We start from the raw sequence: 3,839 nt of genomic DNA, 5'->3' as shown, positions 1-3,839 counted from the left end.
TCAAGGGCTTGAGCGGAAGGGTATTGTGGCTGTTGAGCTATTGGTTTTTCTCTCCAGCTTGAAGGTGTCCAGATTGTTGGAGTCATTTGTATATCCCTACCAATACACATGTATTGGTTACTATAATCTTTGTGATTGAAGTACTAAAAAGTGGTCTTGCTGAACTGGGAAATACCGGCCTGTCAATTTTGTGCAGACAGCACAAAACCCACAGACCTAGATAAAGTAGGACTGAGTATATTTAGCAATTGAAACAGCTAGCTGTTGTTGTGAGCTAGGCTGTTTGATTGAATGTAGAAATATCTTTTCCACTGTTTGCTGTTACAACTTGTATCAGAAAAATTAAATCAGGCGGTTTTAATGCCGGTCAGATTACTGAAGGATACATCTTTTGCAGTGTTAAGGAAATCCACCATAAACTCTGCTTCGCTTTGGTCTTCGCGGATTGCTGCATAAAGTGTACACCATACACCTTTCTCTCCCAGTGGCTTAGACGCTATGTAGTCTCGTTGGATATATTCGTGTAGTGCCCAGTTTGGTAGAGCTGCAACCCCTCTGCCGCTGGCTACGAGCTGTAGCATCATTACTGTGAGTTCTGCTGTTCGGATTGTTGCGGGTTCCACATCTGCTTCATCAAGGAAATGATTGAAAATATCCAGTCGCTGGTGTTCTACAGGGTAGGTGATCAGGGTTTCATGGATAAGATCTTCCGGGTGGATGAAGCGGCGAGCCATCAGTCGGTGTTGTTTGCTGATTGCTAGGCGTGATTCGTAAGTAAATAGTGGAATGTACGCTATGCCGTTGCGTGGCTCTGGATCAGAGGTGATAACAAGGTCGAGATCACCACGTGCTAGAGCGGGTAGTGGCTGGAAGCTGAAGCCGCTAGATAGGTCTAGTTCTACTTCAGGCCAGTGCTGACGGAAATGGTCAATGGTTGGCATCAACCAATCAAAGCAGCTATGGCATTCGATACATAGATTAAGCCTTCCTGCTTCGCCGCCAGCGAGTCGAGCGATGTCCCGTTCCGTGTTGCGAATCATCGGTAAGATCTCGTCAGCGAGAGTTAGGAGGCGCTGTCCTGCGCTGGTGAAGCAGATCGGTTTAGTTTTGCGGATGAACAGAGAGCAATTGAGCCGGTCTTCCAGATCTTTGATCTGGTGGGAGAGGGCGGATTGCGTCAGATGGACTCGTTCAGCAGCTTCTACGAGGCTTCCTGCATCGCGCAATGCTGATAGGGTTTTTAGGTGGCGCAGCTCAATCATCCAAATCTCTCCAGTCGGACGCTATCAAATATAAGCAGTATAGTACGGTCCAGCTAGAAGAGAAGGCAATGGGAGAATTCCCTGTAATAAGAATTTGGGGTGGGAATTTAAGGCGCCGAAGCCTTTGGCTGTTTCTGGGGTGTGGGGACAGGTTTAAACCTGTCCCCTGATCTCTTTAATAAGCTCTGAGAATAGTTATTTAGCTAACAGAAATTCTAGCAGGGCTTTTTGAGCATGAAGACGGTTTTCCGCTTCGTCGTAAACAACAGAGCGGGGGTCATCCAGCATGTCTTCACTTACCTCTTCGCCGCGGTGGGCTGGCAGGCAGTGCATGAAGATTGCGTCTTTATTTGCTTTATCCATCAGTTCAGGTGATACCTGGAATCCTGCGAATTTAGCTTCACGCTCTTTTTGTTCCTCTTCCTGACCCATGGAGGCCCAGACATCGGTAACAATAAGATCACTTCCAGTAACAGCCTCTTCAGGAGAGCGAGTAATGAAAACGCGTTCTTTGTTAGCTTCAACCAGGGCTGGGTCTGGATCGAAGCCTTCAGGGCAAGCAATATTTAGTTTGAAATCAAACTGACGGGCTGCATTGATGTAGGAGTGGCACATGTTGTTACCATCTCCAATCCATGTCGCTGTTTTGCCCTGAATATCGCCACGGTGCTCAAAGTAAGTCTGCATATCAGCTAGCAGTTGGCATGGGTGATACTCATCGGTTAGTGCATTAATCACTGGTACTGATGAGTTTGCCGAAAATTCTTCAACCAGGGCATGGCTGAATGTGCGGATCATTACAACATCAACCATGCTGGAGATTACTTTTGCGCTGTCGCTGATTGGCTCGCCACGGCCTAGCTGGGTGTCGCGAGGAGACAGGAACATTGCATGACCGCCAAACTGTGCCATGCCTGCTTCAAAAGATACGCGGGTGCGGGTCGAAGATTTTTCAAAAATCATCGCCATTACCTGATTCTTCAGGGGCTCGTAGATCTCGCCACGGTTGCGAATCGCCTTAAGCTCGCTGGCACGTTTGACCAGAGTGCGTAACTCGTCCGAAGTAAGATCCAGTAGTGTTAAAAAATGTCTTGTGCTCATTGTGCTCTACGATCGTTGCTTGGGCTTACAGAATCGCTCGCTGGTGAACGTTCATCGGCTGCATATACGCGGATAATCTGGGAAAGTGTTTTAACCAGAAGTTCAGCTTCCTCATCAGTCATAGTCAGAGGAGGTAGCATACGAACAACTTTGCCACCGCCTGTAACATTCAGAAGAATGCCTTTAACTTTTGCGAGAACTGCTAGTTCGGTTCCTGCTTCAGTCAGTTCGATAGCAATCAGCATGCCTTTGTTACGCACTTCTTTGACGTATCCAGCGTGCTGCAATTCATTGCGGAAACCATTGGCAATCTTATCGCCCAGCTCTGCAGAGCGTTCGCATAGATTCTCATCAAGAATGGTGTTGACTACCGCTAGCGCTGCTGCACACGAAAGCGGGTTGCCTCCATATGTTGAGCCGTGTGTGCCTGCGGTCAAGATTGTTGCGGCTGTGCCGCGAGCAAGGCAGGCACCAATTGGTACGCCGTTCCCCAGTCCTTTTGCAGTGGTTACTACATCAGGCAGGATATCGTTATGCTGGTACGCAAAGTATTTACCTGAACGTCCATTGCCACTCTGAACTTCGTCCAGCATCAGTAGCCATTCATTTTGATCGCAGATGTCACGCAGTTGATTTAGATAGTCATCCGCAGGAATCTGGATGCCAGATTCGCCTTGAATCGGCTCAACCAGGATTGCTACAACATTAGGGTTGTTCTCTGCGATCTTTTTGATCGCTTCAACATCGTTGTATGGCGCACGTACGAAGCCAGACACTAAAGGTTCGAATCCGGCCTGAGCGGAACGATTTCCTGTAGCGCTTAATGTAGCCATAGTACGGCCATGGAATGAATCTTCCATAACGATGATGGTTGGGTTGTCAATATTGCGAACTGTATGTCCGTAGCGACGAGCTAGTTTAATTGCCGCCTCATTTGCTTCAGCGCCTGAATTGCCGAAGAAAACGTTTTCCATGCCAGAAACTTGTGTCAGGCGTTCTGCCAATTGCTGCTGCAATGGAATAGTGTACAGGTTTGATGTGTGCAGTAGTTTTGTAGCTTGATCACAGATCGCGTGTGTTACTGCAGGGTGCGCATGACCCAGGCCGCATACAGCAATGCCGGATAGCGCATCTAGATATTTGTTACCGTCAGTATCGTACAGCCAGCTACCTTCACCGCGCTCGAAAGCAACAGACAGCCGGTTGTAGGTGGTCATAATTGATTCTACAGCCATGTTTTTATTATCCCTAGAACGCAAAAAGGCAGCCAAGGCTGCCAATCAAAGATGGAATAATATGCGGGATCACGGAGTTTGGCAAGCTTTAGGTGACGTATATTTGATTAGCGCAGAATTGCTGCTTAATTTGTAAACAATAGGATTTTTTTATCGTAGTCATAGGTAAATCTAAATATACATTGCCAGAGTAAAATGGTCGGATATGTGGTAAATTGTTCGTTACGGCACGCAAGTGCTT

The 3,839-nt window shown here is 47.4% G+C and carries 3 protein-coding genes; all 3 read right to left on the bottom strand.

Features of this window, described 5'->3' with window-relative positions; translation table 11 throughout:
• Window positions 1-347 precede the first annotated feature (347 nt).
• The gene (locus GY843_RS18395) at window positions 348-1,262 is read right to left on the bottom strand and encodes a LysR family transcriptional regulator (RefSeq protein WP_297311813.1); all 915 of its coding nucleotides are present in this window, start codon (window positions 1,260-1,262) and stop codon (window positions 348-350) included.
• Between the two features lie 195 nt (window positions 1,263-1,457).
• A complete protein-coding gene (argF, locus tag GY843_RS18390; protein WP_297311811.1) occupies window positions 1,458-2,363 on the bottom strand; it encodes an ornithine carbamoyltransferase in 906 nt (301 codons plus the stop codon).
• On the bottom strand, window positions 2,360-3,598 hold the full coding sequence (locus GY843_RS18385; protein ID WP_297311810.1) for an aspartate aminotransferase family protein: 1,239 nt from the start codon (window positions 3,596-3,598) through the stop codon (window positions 2,360-2,362). The genes argF and GY843_RS18385 overlap by 4 nt, the downstream gene beginning before the upstream one ends.
• Window positions 3,599-3,839: the final 241 nt, after the last annotated feature.

It is taken from the genome of Neptuniibacter sp., from assembly GCF_024231755.1.
Taxonomy (GTDB): domain Bacteria; phylum Pseudomonadota; class Gammaproteobacteria; order Pseudomonadales; family Balneatricaceae; genus Neptuniibacter.
This window is presented reverse-complemented; position numbering and strand designations above follow the sequence as displayed.

Bases quoted from the DNA above. Each gene is read 5' to 3' on its own strand.
- argF (WP_297311811.1), bottom strand. From the start codon at position 2,363: ATGAGCACAAGACATTTTTTAACACTACTGGATCTTACTTCGGACGAG.
- GY843_RS18395 (WP_297311813.1), bottom strand. From the start codon at position 1,262: ATGATTGAGCTGCGCCACCTAAAAACCCTATCAGCATTGCGCGATGCA.
- GY843_RS18385 (WP_297311810.1), bottom strand. From the start codon at position 3,598: ATGGCTGTAGAATCAATTATGACCACCTACAACCGGCTGTCTGTTGCT.